At 59.6% G+C, this 16,876-nt stretch carries 11 protein-coding genes; 8 read left to right on the top strand and 3 right to left on the bottom strand.

The annotated features are described in order from the left end of the window. Positions 1 to 345: 345 nt before the first annotated feature. From ACYQ2I_RS13530 to ACYQ2I_RS13520, 3 genes are all read left to right on the top strand, one after another. Positions 346 to 1,665, top strand: a complete 1,320-nt coding sequence (locus ACYQ2I_RS13530) for a hypothetical protein (RefSeq protein ID WP_460167550.1) — start codon at positions 346 to 348, stop codon at positions 1,663 to 1,665. A gap of 100 nt (positions 1,666 to 1,765) precedes the next feature. Further along, on the top strand, positions 1,766 to 2,833 hold the full coding sequence (locus tag ACYQ2I_RS13525; RefSeq protein ID WP_460167549.1) for a glycosyltransferase family 9 protein: 1,068 nt from the start codon (positions 1,766 to 1,768) through the stop codon (positions 2,831 to 2,833). A 29-nt stretch (positions 2,834 to 2,862) separates the two neighbouring features. Next, entirely contained in the window at positions 2,863 to 3,525 is a 663-nt protein-coding gene (locus tag ACYQ2I_RS13520; RefSeq protein WP_460167548.1) for a class I SAM-dependent methyltransferase, read from the top strand. 114 nt (positions 3,526 to 3,639) lie between these two features. Here the strand turns inward: ACYQ2I_RS13520 and ACYQ2I_RS13515 are convergent, their stop codons facing one another. After that, positions 3,640 to 3,813 carry a ferredoxin family protein gene (locus ACYQ2I_RS13515; protein WP_460167547.1) on the bottom strand — a complete coding sequence of 58 codons (174 nt, stop codon included), beginning with the start codon at positions 3,811 to 3,813 and terminating at the stop codon, positions 3,640 to 3,642. Positions 3,814 to 4,135: 322 nt separating this feature from the next. On the opposite strand from ACYQ2I_RS13515, the gene ACYQ2I_RS13510 reads away from it, so the two are divergent. Together ACYQ2I_RS13510 and ACYQ2I_RS13505 are read left to right on the top strand one after the other, a co-directional pair. After that, complete coding sequence (locus ACYQ2I_RS13510; protein ID WP_460167546.1) at positions 4,136 to 5,503, top strand: phospholipid carrier-dependent glycosyltransferase; 1,368 nt, start codon at positions 4,136 to 4,138, stop codon at positions 5,501 to 5,503. Between the two features lie 398 nt (positions 5,504 to 5,901). Next, the gene (locus tag ACYQ2I_RS13505) at positions 5,902 to 8,970 is read left to right on the top strand and encodes an LPS-assembly protein LptD (RefSeq protein WP_460167545.1); all 3,069 of its coding nucleotides are present in this window, start codon (positions 5,902 to 5,904) and stop codon (positions 8,968 to 8,970) included. Positions 8,971 to 9,058: 88 nt separating this feature from the next. On the opposite strand, the gene ACYQ2I_RS13500 is transcribed toward ACYQ2I_RS13505, so the two are convergent. After that, entirely contained in the window at positions 9,059 to 10,492 is a 1,434-nt protein-coding gene (locus ACYQ2I_RS13500) for a CAP domain-containing protein (RefSeq protein ID WP_460167544.1), read from the bottom strand. Between the two features lie 747 nt (positions 10,493 to 11,239). Between ACYQ2I_RS13500 and ACYQ2I_RS13495 the strand changes: the two genes are divergently transcribed. Further along, the gene (locus ACYQ2I_RS13495; protein ID WP_460167543.1) at positions 11,240 to 13,135 is read left to right on the top strand and encodes a hypothetical protein; all 1,896 of its coding nucleotides are present in this window, start codon (positions 11,240 to 11,242) and stop codon (positions 13,133 to 13,135) included. Positions 13,136 to 13,153: 18 nt separating this feature from the next. On the opposite strand, the gene ACYQ2I_RS13490 is transcribed toward ACYQ2I_RS13495, so the two are convergent. Further along, complete coding sequence (locus ACYQ2I_RS13490) at positions 13,154 to 13,699, bottom strand: hypothetical protein (RefSeq protein WP_460167542.1); 546 nt, start codon at positions 13,697 to 13,699, stop codon at positions 13,154 to 13,156. 292 nt (positions 13,700 to 13,991) lie between these two features. Here ACYQ2I_RS13490 and ACYQ2I_RS13485 point away from each other — a divergent pair, with 292 nt between their 5' ends. Both ACYQ2I_RS13485 and ACYQ2I_RS13480 read left to right on the top strand, forming a co-directional pair. After that, on the top strand, positions 13,992 to 15,926 hold the full coding sequence (locus ACYQ2I_RS13485) for an alpha-L-fucosidase (RefSeq protein ID WP_460167541.1): 1,935 nt from the start codon (positions 13,992 to 13,994) through the stop codon (positions 15,924 to 15,926). Between the two features lie 193 nt (positions 15,927 to 16,119). Beyond that, the gene (locus ACYQ2I_RS13480; RefSeq protein WP_460167540.1) at positions 16,120 to 16,839 is read left to right on the top strand and encodes an ion transporter; all 720 of its coding nucleotides are present in this window, start codon (positions 16,120 to 16,122) and stop codon (positions 16,837 to 16,839) included. Positions 16,840 to 16,876 lie beyond the last annotated feature (37 nt).

Genomic DNA, 16,876 nt, shown 5'->3' with positions numbered 1-16,876 from the left:
CGAAACGGTGCAACCTCTTCCAGCGTATTCGCATCGGAGGCGTCATTCTTGCGAACTGCACGCAGGAAAACTGGGTAGTTTGGGGTGGTTTGGTCGGTTTCGTGCTATTTGCGGGGCGGATCTGGAAAGACTTGACCGCGTTTCCCGTCTCGGGTGGACAAAGGCCGCTTCGTCGGCCGAAAGGGGGACTAGATAGCCGATCGGCGCGGCCGGGGTTCGCGAGTGCGCCGACCAAAGGCGGCCTCCGCGCGGCACTCTCCGCAAGCCGTCAGATCCTGCCATCGGACCCGGACGCGAAGAGAGCACCAACCTTTCGTTCGCCCACGTTTACAAGGTAATACCGCTATGCCGCTGTGGGATCATTCACGAGATGCACGCCGCCGTCGCGTGTTGCAGGAACTCGTGCTGCACCAGCCGGATCGTCGGGCAACGACTTCGGGATACGACGCGGACGAAGCTCCCTTGGTCGTGCATGCCTACGGGAGCGCATCCTTCCTGGATGATTTTCCCCGCCTGATCGATTACATTCCGCGACGCTGGATCGGCATCGGGGGGCTGCTCGTGCTGGCGGGGGCCACGGTGGCGGGTTTGTTGGCGGCCTATCAGACGTTGGGCCTGGCCGGTAACCGCTTTTTCCCTAATGGGTTGCAGTGCTTCGATTTGGACGGGCCGGCCAACCTCGCCGGCGTGTATTCCGCCGTCGCCCTGATGTTCGCGGCTCTATTTGCGTACCTGGTCTTGTCGATTCGCTCGTATCGCGTCGACGACTATGCCGGTACTTACCGCATTTGGGGGTGGGCTGCCGTCGTGTGGCTGTTCATGGCTGTCGACGAGTCGGCCGGGTTGCATCTGGCATTTCGCGACGTGATGGTGTCGATCACCCACAGCTACATTTTGGGCGACGGGAGTTTGTGGTGGATCGCTCTCTATGCGGTGGTGTTGTCGGCCGTGGGAATTCGGCTGTTGATCGACATGCGTCGCGATTGGGTCGGAGCGGCGATATTCCTGCTGGCAGGCGTGTGTTACGTGGCGGCCACGGTGAGTCAGTTTCCGCAAGTGCCCCAGGTTGCCGAGTTGGGCGGCGCCGTTCGGGTAATGGTCGAAGAAGGATGCGAGTTGGCCGGGCACACGCTGATTGCTGCGGCGATGATGGTACATGCTCGATTCATCTTACTGCAAGCCGAAGGGTTCTATCCTGCGCCTGCTATCTTGCGCCGGTCGGTTGCGGGTGAACTCGAGGTCGAACCGCGTCGCGGGTTCTTTCGGCGGTGGTTTCGGCGTGCGTCGCGGCCGTCTCTTCCCGTTCGGGGGCCTAGGCTGCTGCGGCAATCGCCGGAGGAAACGCTTGTGGTCCATCCGCCTCACCCGCGCGGTCGTTCCAAGGCAGTGCGACGCAAGACAAAGCGAAAGACGCCCCCGGCACTCTCGCGGGCGAGCAGCGCAAACGAGGGAACGAATGCTTTTTTGGCCGGATTCTTGGCCGCAGCCGACGCCCAGCCGGTGCCGCCGTCGCGTCCTGCCAAGCGAACGCGACAAACGACTACCCAGAACACCACCGGGGCTTCCGTTCCGGTGTCGTTACCCAATCGCAAGCTCACCAAAGAGGAGAAGAAGCGGCTCAAACAGCTCTATCGGCAGCAACAAGCCCAACGACGCACTGCCTAGCGGAACCCGGCCGCGTCGATCGGCGCTGCGTGGGAGGCGATTCTCTGGTATCCTGCGGTCGTGACGGAGTTTCCGCACTTCACGATCGAGGGCCTTGCCGATGCAGCTTTCCTTGCCCGCGCGACCGCGGATTCTCATTTGCCGTTTGACGGCGATCGGCGACACGATCCACACGTTGCCGGTTTTGTGTGCCTTGCGCGAGCGGTTTCCCGATGCGTTTTTAGCCTGGGTTGTGGAAGGGCGATCAGGGGACCTTTTGGAAGGGCATCGGGCGTTGGACGAACGGATCGTTGTTCCCCGCCGCTGGTTGAAACGTCCGGGAGAAGTCGTTCGCTTACGTAATCGCCTGCGGGCGTTGCGGTTCGATATCGCGATCGACGTCCAAGGGTTGAGTAAGAGCGCCGTGGCTGCCTGGCTGAGCGGTGCGCGATTTCGCATCGGTTTTTGTCCGCCTGCGGGACGCGAAGCCAGCTCTTGGCTGAACAACGTGCTGGTGAAAACGGTCGGCCCGCATGTGATCGACCACAATCTCCAACTGCTCGAAGCATTGGGGATCCGTCGTCCGAGAGTGGTTTTCGACATTCCCGAAGACGTGCACGCCGCCGAACGGGTTGCGCAATGGCTGAACGAAGTCGGCTTGTCGCCTCGCGGATACGTAATCATCAATCCCGGGGCGGGGTGGCCGTCGAAATTGTGGTGCCCTCATCGGTTTGCCGAGGTTGCCCAATACGTTTTCAAACAACATGGGTTGCCGAGCGTCGTCGTATGGGCGGGATCGCAAGAGCGAGAGTGGGCGGAAACGATCGTTCGTGAGGCGGCATCGGCGGCGATTTTGGCTCCTGATACGTCGCTTCGGGAACTGGCCGCCCTGGCTAGGCGTGCGCGGTTGTTCGTCGCCTCGGACACCGGACCGCTGCACATCGCCGCGGCATTGGGGACTCGCTGCGTGGGGTTGTACGGGCCGATGCCCGCCGAACGGAACGGGCCTTACGGCAAGGGGAATGTGTCGGTTCAAGCCGTGCGATTCGAAGGAACGTCGCGTGAACGACGCAACGCACCGCGACGCGTGATGTTGGCCGTCACCAGCGACATGGTCTGTGAAGCCTGCGACCTCGCTTTGCGAAACGACGCGGCCGACGGTAAGATCGCCGACGCGGTGGCATCGTGACGCTACAGGTGGGAGGTCGAGGTGTCGTCATGCTCGAGCGTGTGTTGGAAACCGAGGCGATGGATACGCCGACCGAGGCGGAATCGTACAACAGCATGGACCACGCCGAGGTGAATCGTGTGTTCGTTCGCGACTTCTTGGAATCGGGGGGCGACGTCGACTTCACGGTCGACGTGGGAACCGGAACGGCGCTGATTCCTATCGAGTTGTGTCGTAGTCGTTTCTCGGGAAAGGTCGTCGGTGTCGATATTGCCCGGCACATGCTGCGTGTCGGCAGGCGAAACGTCGTCACGCACTCGATGAGTGAGCGAATCGTCCTCGTGCAGTGCGATGCGCGGCGATTGCCGTTTCGCGACGGAAGTGTGCCGGCGGTGTGTTCCAACAGTATCGTGCACCACATTCCCGAACCGTCGGAAGTGCTGCGGGAATCGTGGCGAATCACGGCGCCGGGCGGACTGTTCTTCTTTCGCGATTTGGCGCGACCGAACGACGAGGAAGAACTGACATCGCTCGTTCAGACCTATACCGGCAACGAAAGCGCCTTTCAGCAGAAGATGTTTGCCGATTCGTTACGCGCCGCACTGCGGGTGGAAGAAGTACGCGAGCTCGCGGAGGCGATGGGTATCGATCCGCAAACCGTAACGATGACCAGCGACCGACATTGGACGTGGAGTGTCCGCAAACCTGCCTGAGCGGATGAGTGTTCGTTGCCGCGCAAAAGGAGAGACCGCGCTTGCAGGCGCGGTCTCTACGATGTGTGAATTCCGTCGGTATTTTCCGTTTGCCTCCGGCGGTTGAACGGTGGATCACTCGACGGTGATCGACTCGGTCGGGCAGACGTCGGCGCAGGCGCCGCAGTCGCTGCAGCTATCGGGATCGACGACGGCCTTGTCGTTTTCGATCGAGATCGCGTCCAACGGGCAGGCCTCGACGCACTCACCACAACCGTTGCAGGTTTCGACGTTGACAGTCGCGGGCATGGTACCTCACTCCGTACATTGGAATCTGGAAAACAAAAGCTCAAACGGTTCACCGCTCGCCGAATGCTTCCACCCCTGCGCCGAGCGCGAGGCTGCTTGGCGGTCGTACGACGATGCGGCGTGTACGTCCCCGACGATTACATCGTCCTCTGCCGCTTGGATGCGGCTCGAGGTGAAGTCGTTACAGATAACTCAGGATAGCACTTCCCCACGACGGCGCGAAGTGCGGAAACAATCGCGGGGACGTCTTCAGGTATGAGTTAAATTACCTAAATAGCGATCATTTTTGCCGACTGCCGTTCCTTCAATGAGCTGATAGCCGATGGCGTGGAACGCTTCTGCGTATCAGACCCGTTGGATGCACAAACTCGCGATTGCGGGCTTGGCACTGGGAATCATATTGCGCGCGGCACTCGTGTTTGGTCCCGGTGCTTTCGCTGACGATCCGGACGGTTATCGGTTGGTGGCTACAAACCTCGTGACCGAGGGTGTCTTTGGGTACGGTACCCGCCCCACCGCCTACCGGCCGCCGTTGTACCCCCTGTTGTTGGCGGTGTTGCGCCCAGATCGTCCGGGATTCGCCGTTCGGTTGGGATGTTGCCATTTCGTGCTCGGCTTGGCGACGGCGGCGCTCGTGTGGGTGATGGGATGCCGACACGGCTTGGGAAGGTTCGCGGCGGTACCCACGGCACTGGTGCTTCTCGATCCGCTGCTTGCGGCCCAATCGCGGTTGATAATGACCGAAACGGCAGCGGCCTTTCTCGTCATGGCGACCGTCGCAGTTTGGGAAGCGACCCAACGCATGGTGTTCCGGGACTTGGGCACGGAGCGAGAATCCGGCGAATCCGTTCCGTGGCCGCGAATCGCCCTTGGGGGCGGGTTCACCGGCATCCTCTTGGGGCTGACGTGCCTGTGTCGCCCCACGTTCTTGCTCTGGGGGGCCCTCGGGATCGTCGGGCTACCCTTGCTCGCGGTGGTCGGCGTGACGAAGGGAGAGATGCGACTTCGGCGGTTGAAACGAGCCGTCGGTGTAAGTGTTGTCATCGCAGCCGGTTGTGCAGCGGCGTTGGCACCGTGGGTGGGGCGAAATATCCTCGCACTAGGTTATCCGGTCGTGGGAACGACGCACGGCGGTTATACGCTCTATCTGGCAAACAACCCGTGGTTCTACGACTTTTTGAGGGGCAGCGAATCCCCTGTGTGGAATGCCGAGGAGTTCAATTTGCATTGGGAATCACGACGCCGGGCGTGCCGGGGTGACGAGGTTTGCGCCGATCGAACGGCGTACCGTCTGGCGTTTCGCGCCATTCAGGACGATCCGGCGGGCTTCGCGTGGGCATGTGTCGTTCGATTCGGTCGCTTCTGGTCACCACTTCCCCATCGATTGAACGAGCACGAGTCGTGGCACAGAACGGCGATTCGCGGTTTGGTTGGGGCATGGTATCTCGGCTGGACGGGGGCTTTCGTCCTCGGAATATTTCGCCGGTGGCGGTATTCAAAGTATCGCAGCGTGTGGAAGAACGGATGGGTTCTTTGGCCCGGACTTGCGTGCGCGGTTGCATTATCAGGGGCTCACACCCTGTTTTGGAGCAATATGCGCATGCGCGCCCCGTTGATGCCGGTGCTGTGGTTATGGACGGCTGTGGTGGTATGCGGCAACTTGGAAAAATGCGAAGGATGTGCAGAATGAGGTGGGGAGTGTTTCTCTTGTGTCGATGAAACGCGTTCCCTATAATCCCCCTCGCTCCCAAGGGAATGGTGAGCCGATACATGACGGTCGAACGCGGTTTCCCGAACTCCCCGGGCTCGTCGAAGACATCGCCGGACGCAGTACCAGGAGGAGTTTTCTCGACGCAGGCAAGTGTTCTCGGGAGCCGCGAACAATAGCACGGACGCGAACTGAGCCGCACGATCTTGTCTATCATCCCGCAAGACAATCCGGCTGGCGGCGATCGACCGAGCCGAGCACGGGCTTCGGCATCGGGTGTGCGCGCTCATTGTGCGGGTATCGGGTACCGATTTTCGATTGCAGCGGCGCTTCTCGTGGTTGTTTGGGCGACACGGGTAGCCGGGGCGCAGGAATCGCCGTTGCCCAAACCGGACCCCGCTTCGCCGATCTATCTTTCGGCCGAAGCAGGAAACCATTGGCGTCTGGGGGAATATGACGTCTGGATTCTTCGCGGCCGGGTCGAACTGAAACAAGACGACATTGTGTACCGTGCAAATGAGGCCGTCGTTTGGATCGACCGACTGGACGACGACCGCGATTTCTTTGTGTCGGATTCGGCGGGGAACTTGCGGGGCGATGCGGGGCAGGCCGGGCCGCCGTCTGCCGATTCGGGAAGCTCGCATGCATCGTCCTCGAATGGGGCGCATCTGTTGGCTTATTTCGAAGGGGACTTCGCGGCGCAAAGCGGTGGTCGGCATCCACGGGCCGAGCTGCATGATCGCACGTGGTACGGTCGATTCGATACACACGCACGGGTGTTCGTCGACGTGGAGCAGACGGCCGGGGAGCCGAACCCCATGCCGCCGGTCTTTGTCCGGGCGACTGCCCGCAAGAACGCGGAATTCGACAACGCCGTGCGGCGGACACAATATCTCGTCGATTCCGATTCGTCGATGACCGAAGGTTGGTTGGGGGCCCCCGCGCAGGCGAGCGGAACCCGGCGCATTCGCGTCTTTCCTCGTAGCGAGGTGCCCGTTCAGGCGAAATGGTTTCCCAATCCGCAAACGAACGAGTGGATCGCCGTGATCGACGCGGGGGTGAACCTCGTGGTAGACGGCCTCGATTACGTGGGAGCGATCGACGTCTCTACCGATCGATTGGTGATTTGGACGAAGGCGGAGGAAGAGCCCGATTTGACGGGCAACCGCGAAATCGACGGAAATGTGCCGTTGGAAATCTACATGGAAGGCAACATCGTCTTCCGCCAGGGCGAACGCGTGATTTACGCCGATCGCATGTACTATGACGTCACGCGGAACGTCGGCATCGTACTCAATGCCGAGATGCTTACGCCCGTCCCGAATTACGAGGGAATGCTTCGATTACGGGCGAGCGTGCTTCGCCAGCTCGATCAACATCGGTTTTTCGGCGAAAACGTGTTCATCACATCCAGCCGCATGGGTAAGCCCGGTTTCCGGTTGGAAAGCCGCGCAGCTTATGTCGAGGACGTGCAGCAACCGGCGATCGATCCGTTGACGGGTATTCCCCGCGTGGATGCGGAAACGGGTGAACCGATCATCGAACATCGTCATTGGGCCGTCAGTCGCGACAATGTGGTTTACCTCGGCGACTTGCCCGTCTTTTGGTGGCCGGTGTTGGCGACCGATTTGACCGAACCGTCGTACTACCTGCGCCGCTTTCAAATGAAAAACGACAACATTTACGGGACGCAGGTGCTCACGAATTGGGACGTGTACCAGTTGCTGGGCATTCGCAATAAGCCTGAAGGCACCGATTGGGATCTTTCCCTCGACTACATGAGCGAGCGAGGTTTCGGGTACGGCAGTACGTTCACGTACAGCCGCGACCGGTTTTTCGGGATTCCCGGATTTGCCGCTGGATTGCTCGATTTCTGGGCGATTTCGGATCACGGCGACGACGACCTGGGGCGTGATCGGCGGGCGATCGCTCCCGAAAAAGACTATCGATACCGCCTGCTGTGGCAGCATCGCCAATACTTGCCGCGCGACTATCAACTGACGGCCGAGGTCGGGCTGGTCAGCGATTACAACTTTCTCGAGCAGTACTTCGAGTCGGAGTGGGAAGAGCAGAAAGACCAATCGACCGGCGTCGAGCTGAAGAAAACGATCGACAACATGGCGTGGTCGTTGTCGATCGACTACCGAACGAACTACTTCGTGACCGAAACCGACTGGTTGCCGCGGTTCGATCACTACTGGCTGGGGCAACCGCTGTTACGCGATACCTTCACCTGGTATGAACATACCAGCGTGGGATACGCGCGATTGCGAACCGCCGGCACGCCCGACGATCCGGGAACCGAGAACGCCTTTTCGTACCTGCCGTGGGAAACCTCGGCCCTGACGGGCGATCCGCTGTCGACGGCGGGGGAACGCGTCGTCACTCGGCAAGAGCTGGATTGGCCTTTCTTGCTCGGACCGGTCAAGATCGTGCCTTATGCTCTGGGAGAACTGGGGCACTGGGGCGAAGACCGTTACGGCGAAGATTTTCAGCGGGCGTATGGTCAACTGGGAATCCGGGCGTCGTTGCCGGTGTGGTCCGTCAATCCGTATGTGGCCAGCGAATTGTGGAATCTCAACGGTCTGGCCCACAAGGTCAACTTCGAGTCGGAATTCTTCTGGGCCGATTCCAGCGCCGAGATGACCGATTTGCCCCTGTACGATTCCTTGGATGACAACTCGATCGAGGCGTTCCGACGGCGGTTTTCGGTTTTGTCCTATGGGCCCGGTACGGGCTTCGGCGGCCCACCCATACCGTATCGCTTCGATGAACGTTCGTACGCGTTGAGATCCGGCATGGCGGGGTGGGTGACAGCCCCGGGGTTGGAAATTGCCGACGATCTCATGCTGCTGCGATTGGGAGCTCGACAACGCTGGCAAACCAAACGCGGCATGCCGGGACAGGAACGGATCGTCGATTGGGTGACGCTGGATACCCACGTCAATTTCTATCCCGAGTCTTCCCGCGATAACTTCGGACGCTTTGTCGGCTTGTTGGATTACGATTTCCGATGGCATCCCGGCGACCGGCTGACGATCACGTCGTACGGGCTATTCGACTTTTTCGATTCGGGACAGCGTCTTTGGACGATCGGCGGATTTCTCAGTCGCCCGCCCCGGGGAAACCTGTATCTGGGGTTGCGATTCCTCGACGGACCGATTCACAGCACGATTTTGTCGGGTGCGTATTCGTACCGCATGAGCGAAAAGTGGCTGTCGACGCTCGGCATGTCGATCGATCTCGGTGAGGCGAACAACATCGGGCAGAACTTCTCGATAACGCGAATCGGGGAATCGTTCCTGGTGACTGCCGGTGTCACCGTCGATGCAAGTCGCGACAGCGTGGGCTTCAACTTTGCGGTGGAACCCCGCTTTCTGCCTCGCCGTCGGTTGGGAGAGTTCGACGGCGCGGTGATTCCCGTTGCCGGCTCCGAGGGGCTCGAATAACGCGCCGCGGCTTGTGACGGTTGGTACACGAAAACGGCCGCCGGATTTCCGGCGACCGTTGTTTACAAGCGACGGATTTTCGTTCCGGTCAGTGATTGTAGTATCCGCCGAAGATACCGGTCGCGTACCACACACCATTCGAGCCTCGTTTGATGTCGTAACCGAAGACCCGCTGCGGCGAACTGACGGCATGCCAATGGCCCGGCGACAGCCGCCAGCACCGTACGCATTCGATGGCCGACTCGAGTAGATGTTGTCCGGGCCAGCTTTCCGCGCATACCTCGCTGGCCAAGGTGCCCGGCGGGATGTGTTCGCTGATGCGGTGGAATCGCTGCTCCCAATTGTGGTGTCCTTGCAAGCGAATGCGGGCCTGATAAAGCGAGTGTTTCTCGGCCTCGGAAAGCAAATACCGGTCGAGCTTGCCGTCGGCACTCGCAGGATGCTCGGGATGCACGCGAACCGCATAGATCATCGTTCGCTGCGTCAGCGTGGCCGGCGGCAGGTTCAAGATGACGTTCATCTCTTTGTGCGTATATACGTGTCCATCTTGGAAGGGAAACACGCTTACGACCGTTCCGTAGTACTTTTCACCTTCCGAGGCGTAGTCGACGATCGCCAATCCCGGCAGATGGAGCATCTCGGCGAAAGACGGGTGGTCCAGAATAACGATTTCGCGTGCATCGCCTTTCTGGTTTTCGTTCTCGTCGACAGAAGATTCGTCGTGCATTACGGCGTCCATCGGCAGCTTGGCGAGAACGTAGGACTGCATGCGTTTGCGGATGTCGCCCAGCGAAAGGATGTCGTCCTCGAATCGGCGACACCATTCGGCTTGTTCGCCTTCGTCTGCGTAGAAATAGATGAGCAGCATTCGCCTTTCGGCCTTGGCGCGGCAGACCGCGTCGGCGTAGTCGGTCAACCATGGAAGGGGCAATCGACGCAGCTCTTCCTCGGCCGGAACGAACCAACCTGCGGGAACGACGGGGAGTTCCACGTCGGCCAGCGCGGCAAGATGGACGGCGGTCATCGGTTCTTCGGTCGGGTTCGCAATGCAGCGCAATACCGTACCTTTATCGGATCCGTCGCTGCGCAGATCGATCACCGCCCAGCCGGGAGCCTCGTGCAAATCGAGGAAGGCCCGGTATTCGAGCACTCGATGGAGTGTGCCGTTCGATTTCACCCGGGTCGAAAGAGGAACTTTTGCCCACACGGCCGTTTCGGCAAATGTACGCGCCTCGGGCAACGATACGAGCCGCGCGCGAGCCTCTTCGCACCACGAGTCGTCGGCGTCGTAGAACGCAACGATCAGAAGGCGATTGTCGGCGTCTGCCGCTTTGTAGGCCGTCGTGTAATCGGTAAACCAATCGCGGGCTCCCGTTGCAGTAGGTTCGAGCCCGAAACTCGAACTTCCGGTCGGTAAAGCAGTGCCTAAGGCGATAGTCAACCCGGTGACCAAAACGTAGAAGCGGATCGCGGTCGAAACGCGACCACACCGAAAGACATCGCCTGAATGGTTGTGCGACATTTGGGGGGTACCTCTCTTGTGTTGTTCCGTGCGTTGACGTACGTATGCAAAAACGGCTTCACGGGGCCGTTTTTCGATAGTCGAAACCGGAAAGCGGACCGAAGGTCGGTCCGTCAACATCGCAAAGGTGTTCGGGCGTCTGCCGCCTTGTGACGAGCGAGCCTGAAGGCTTCATCGCGCTCGCGATCGAGTTCCGATCAAGCATCGCAGCGGCGAATGCTGAGCAGCGCCCTGGCAAAGACGCCCGGAATCGTCTGGCGAGCCGGGACAACACGACCTTGACGCCGCCGGTTTCCGCCGGGGGCGCATCCGTGCTCGTCGACAACGTTCCAGGCAGACGCGACCGGCCGTTTGGAGGAAGCTCCAAACAACGCCTTGATATCGAGTCTCAGTTGCCGTGAGACTCGCGACCTTGCGCCGGCACTGTTGCCGAGAATTCCGCGACCTTGGGTATGCCGGAGACTGTCGCAAGACTTTCCTGCCGGCACCCCGATCTTTCCCTTCTACCCAAAACGCTTGGAAAAATCAAAGGGTTGCGTTATTTTTACAGTCGGCGTCGGCTGGAATGTTTGGGGGCTTTTTGCCGCTTCCCATGCCTTTCTGGAGGGTTGCGTCGTTTGCCGAATCGGCACAGATGAGCCGAGAACCATCCCCGAAATTCGCGGGAAAGAGAAACCGGGAAGAGTAGAGGAATTGCGTTGGCCGATGTTGGGTTACGGAGTCAGCTCAATCTCAAGGGAGTGTGTCATGAATAGTTCACCCGGCAGGGGGAGGGGGACGATGTGGGGGCTGATGCCCGCAGGCGCCGTTGTGCTTGTCGTCTCGGTTGTGTTCGCGTGCACGGCACGAGCGGAAGCTCCCCCAGTCAACATCAGCGGGCCGGTTGCGCAGGGGGCGATCAAGTGGGCGGCTTTGGCCGACCAGGTCGTTCAGGCGTATGCGCCTCCCACCGAAGAGGAGTTGCATCGAGCGCGAGCCGTCTTAACAGAGGCAATTGCTCGATTGGATGAGCGGTTAGAGAAGGATCCCGGCGGTGACGCCTGGCGACGATACCTGAGATGGAGCGACTTCGAGAAGATAGCTTCCGGCGAAGCCGATGCCGGTACGCTCGATACTGCCTACGCTCGACTAACGGCCGGTTATGAGGGGCTGAAGATTCGCTGTTTTGCCGATGTCGCCGACGCAATCTTCCGTTTGAAGACGTTGCGGCAAATGGCGGAGGCTGCCAATGGCGATCGGCAGTTTGCCGCGGTGGTGCGTCGCGTGTCGCAATTGGCGATCGACTACGCGGCAAAGCCTTCCGTCGATACGGAGGCGGATCTCGTTGCCTTGGTCAATTGGCTTGCGCTGTTTCCCGCAGCGGAACCATTGGTGCATGCCGTTGCCGAACGATTTTCGCAGCCCAATTTGCTGATACAAATCGACGAGGAGATCTTGGCGGCGGCCGCAACCGAGCCGGTCGATACGGTGCAGCCGGTGCACGAGCTGATCTTGGGAACAGATGTGCACGGTACCGGGCATGTCACCGGAACGCGAACGATCGAGCTGGTGCCTTGCTCGGATGCCGCGGTCGTGAATTTACTCGTTCGCGGGCAAGTCGACGCCGATACGATCGGATACAACGGTCCCGCCACGATTTACTCGAGGGCCGTGTCGCCGTTCGTTTCCCGAAAAGCCGTTCGCGTTACCGCCGAGGGGATCGAGATTGCCCCTACCGTGACCGAGGCGACCACTTCGACCGATATTTACGACATTCGGATGCGGTGCAACCATCAATTGGCGCAACGCATCGCCTGGAAGCGGGCGACGAAACAGAAGCCGCAAGCCGAGTACATTTCGGCACGCCGGGCCGAATATCGACTGAATCGTCAGATTGACGAACAGGCCGAAGCACAACTCGCGAAGCCTCAGACGAACTTTGAATCGAAATTCCGCGAGCCGCTGTTCAGTCGTGGATGGTTCCCGAACCGGTGCGATTTTCGCACGAGCGACGATGCCCTGTACGTGGAGGTTGTCGGGGCGATTCAGAATCATCCGGCCGCATGGAACGACGCCCCTCCGGTCGAGGACGGCGACCTCGTCGTTCGCGTGCATCAGACGTTCATCAACAATTATGCGGGAGTGGCGCTTGCGGGAACGATCGTCGACGAGGCGAAATTGCAAGAGCGCTTGGCAGATTTGCTGGGCGAAGTGCCGGACGAACTGAAGCCTGAGGAGGGCGAATCGCCGTGGACGATCTTCTTCTCGCAGCGATTGCCGGTGGCCGTTCAATTTGATGAGGGGCGGGTGACCGTTCATTTTCGCGGTCGCGAGTACGAAAGGGAGGGCAGCCGCTATCCCGGGATGAACGTTTCGGTGACGTACCGCATCGAGGATGGTGACGGCACGATCCGCTTGGTGCGCGAAGGCGATGTGGCCGTATTCCCGCCGGGATTCGATCCCGAAAGCGGGGCCCGGTTGTCCGTCCGACAGCAGATGATCCGCCGAATGCTTCAACGGCGGTTCGAGAAACTGTTCCCTGAATCGACGGTTGCCGAGCCGGCCGAATTGCCGGGTGAATTGGCCAAGGTCGGCAAAGTACAGTTGACGACGTGCCGTGCGGACGACGGTTGGCTCGTCCTCGCGTGGAAACGCCTGCCGTAGACAAACTTCGGTTTAGGCTTAGCGTCCGCGAGCGAATGCGAGAACGATCAAGGTAAGCACGCCGCCGACGACGAACACGGCAGCGAAGATCGCCCATTGCAGCCACATCTGCGCGCGCCGACGTTCGCGGCGCTCGATTTCTTCGCGCCGTTTGGCTCGGTATTCTTCGGTGGCTTCGTATCGAAGGCGAAGCACGGCACCGCAGTGAGGGCACATGGCGTCTTGGCCCAGCATGTCTCGCGGTGTTTCCAACAGGTGGCCCTGCGGACAACGTACGTGCAACAGCTCCTCGCTCGAGGATGTGGTCGGATCATGCACCACCGGGGTTTCGGTCCGAACCGTGGGCGGTTCGTCGCTCCAAGCGTTGCTGTGTGGTTCGGAAGGGGATTCCGGAGTGACGGAGGGGGAGGACGCGACATCGGACGCCGCGGCCTCGGGCGCGGGAGCATCTGGCGGCGATGGAATGACGAATTCCACGTCGCAGATGGGGCAGCGGGCTCGAGTACCCGACTCGTGGGGCTCTGCTTCCAATAAGTGATCGTTTGGGCAATAGAATTCGAACACGATCTGACCCCTCGGTTTACCGCGATTGCCGCCCTTGCGAGCGCTATTCTACCGAGAGAGTGCCGTGTTCGCCAAAACGGTCGGGCGCCTTTTGTCATTGATCCTCGATCACGGGGATGACGCAATCGGATTGGCAATCGTTTGTGTTTGCGTCGAAATCGGCGATATGGAATGAATTGGTTTGCGGTCCGAAATTTGCGGGGGCATACTGGGATCGTGTATCGACGACAAGCGTACCGGAGAGGAGTCCGGAATATCGTATTTTGTCAGCTTTCGTAGAGGAGACACATCGATGCGGAGACGTTTCTGGATTCCCATGCTGATCCTAGCCGTGTTGACGGCGTGTGCGGGATCACGGCTTTGGGCCGAGGAACTGAAGGTTCCTCCGATTCCCGAAGGGCCCTACACGACCGATTGGGACTCGCTGTCCAAGGTGAACGAAGCGCCGGATTGGTTCCGCGACGCGAAGTTCGGAATCTACTTCCATTGGGGCGTCTACAGTGTGCCGGCATTCGGGAGTGAGTGGTATCCCCGGAACATGCACATCAAGACGCGCCCGGAATACAAGCACCACGTCGAGACATACGGCGATCCGACCGAATTCGAGTATGCCGACTTCGTGCCCATGTTCAAGGCTGAGAACTTCGATGCCGATGAGTGGGCCGAATTGTTCAAGAAGGCCGGGGCCCGATTTGCCGGTCCGGTTGCCGAGCACCACGACGGTTTTTCGATGTGGGCGAGCAAGGTCACGCCGTGGAACGCAAAGGACAAAGGGCCCAAGCGCGACATCGTGGGCGAACTCGAAAAGGCCATTCGCGCCCGCGGCATGAAATTCGTGGCCACCTTCCACCATGCCCGAAACAATTTGTGGGAAAAATCGCCGGGCCAGTGGACCGGCCACTACGAGTACATCAAGAAAGACTTCCCGAGCTTGCTGGAAGATCCGGAGAACGCGATTCTCTACGGCTACATGCCGCGAGAACAGTTTCTCAAGATGTGGCTGATCAAGTTGACCGAGGTCATCGACAACTATCAGCCCGACCTGATCTGGTTCGACTCATGGTTGGACGAGATCCCCGAGGACTACCGCAAGGCGTTCCTGGCCTACTACTTCAACCGGGCGCACCAATGGGGACGCGAGGTCGTCGTAACGTTCAAGCAGCGTGACCTTCCGCGGACGACCGCCTTGGAAGATTTCGAAAAGGGGCGGTTGGACCACCTGACCGAGTATTGCTGGCTCACCGACGACACGATCAGCAAGGGGAGTTGGTGCTATACGCAAGACCTGCAAATCAAGGACACCCAGGAAGTTTTGCAGGTATTGATCGACATCGTCAGCAAGAACGGTTGCCTGTTGTTGAACATTTCGCCGAAGGCCGACGGGACGATTCCCGACAATCAGAAACAGGTGTTGTTGGGACTCGGTGAGTGGTTGAAAGTCAACGGTGAGGCGATCTACGAAACGCGTCCGTGGCTGGTTTACGGCGAAGGGCCGACGAAGATGGCCAAGGGCGGCGCGTTCGTCGGTTCCGTCCGCTATACGGGGCGTGACGTTCGTTACACGACCCGTGGCAACACGTTGTACGCGATTGCGCTGGATTGGCCGGATGCATCGCCGTTGGTGCTCCAGTCGGTCGAGGTCGACGAGGTGCCCGCCGATGCGAAGGTCGAGTTGCTCGGCTACGACAAGCCCATCGCCTTCGAGGTGACGGCCGACAAGAAATTGGCTTTGGCGATTCCCGAGCTTTCGCCCGAACAACGCCCGTGCAAGTACGCTTACGCGTTCAAAATCAGCGGCTTCAAGTACCGTTTGCATCCCGATGCGATGGTATCGGCGGTCGGTGCGACGGAAGTGACCGCCGACAAGGCGAAGCTTGAAGGTCGTTCCATTCGACTCGAGCAGCGCGGCGGCCTGCCGAACATCGGTTACTGGGACGATCCGCAAGACAAGGCCTACTGGATCGTGAACTTCCCGGTGGCGGGTAAGTATCAGGTTCGAGTGACGACCGCCTCGATGGAATCGAGCAAACTGACCGTCGAGGTGGCAAACTCGCAGGTTACCGGTACCGTGCAGGGACGCCGCAGCTTCGACGATGCCCGCACGTATGATCTCGGAGTGGTCGAAATCCCGAAACCCGGGCAGTACAAGGTGACGGTTCGTCCGGCCGACCCGGCAACCTGGAAGCCCGTCAATTTGTGGGAAGTAATTTTCGTTCCCCGCGATTGACGATCTTCGCGTTCGCACAATGATGTCCTGCGGACGCACGGCACGATCGCCTTCGACCGTCGATCGGAGGTGAGAAAGCTCCTATCCCCCTTTCGCAAACGGCAGGTCCCAAACGGGCCTGCCGTTTGGTATTTTGGGGGCGGCGGCAGTAGCTTATCCGTCTCATCGACTTGTGATAGAGGGAGCTTTGCTCATGAGGGCGACGTTGAAAGCGATTGTCGAAGAATCGACCACGGTCGGCGGCAAGGTGTTTGATCTTGCGATCCAGACGATGATTGCTTTCTCACTGGTGAGTTTTGCCGTCGAGACACTACCGGGGTTGTCGATAACGGCCCAGCGAGTGCTCTACTGGTGTGAACTCGCTACTGTCGTTGCATTTACGGTCGAGTACGTAGTCCGGTTGTGGGTCGCCGACAGCAAGATTCGATTCGTGTTCAGCTTTTTCGGGTTGATCGACTTGGCGGCCATTCTGCCGTTTTACGTAGCTGCCGGCATGGATTTGCGAGTCCTTCGCATATTTCGAATGATGCGGCTTTTTCGTGTCTTCAAGCTCGTTCGATATACGCGGGCGCTGGAACGATTCGCACGCGCTTTTTGGTTGATTCGCCATGAGCTTTGTGTGTACCTGATTGTGAGTGGATTTGTCCTCTACGTTGCGGCGGCAGGAATTTACTATTTCGAAGGCGAAACACAGCCGGAATCGTTTGGATCGATTTTTCACTGTTTGTGGTGGGCAATCGTCACATTGACAACGGTCGGGTATGGAGATTGTTACCCTGTGACGGTTGGGGGCAGAATATTCACCAGCGTACTCGTTGTGCTCGGGATTGGTGTAGTTGCCGTTCCGAGCGGTCTGTTGGCCTCCGCATTGACGGTCGTTCGCCAAGGCTCCGAAGAAACGGAGTCGGATTGAAAGTCGTCATGAGGTGTTTTATGGGGGCTGACTTTCG

The organism is Thermostilla marina (assembly GCF_054657455.1).
This window is presented reverse-complemented; position numbering and strand designations above follow the sequence as displayed.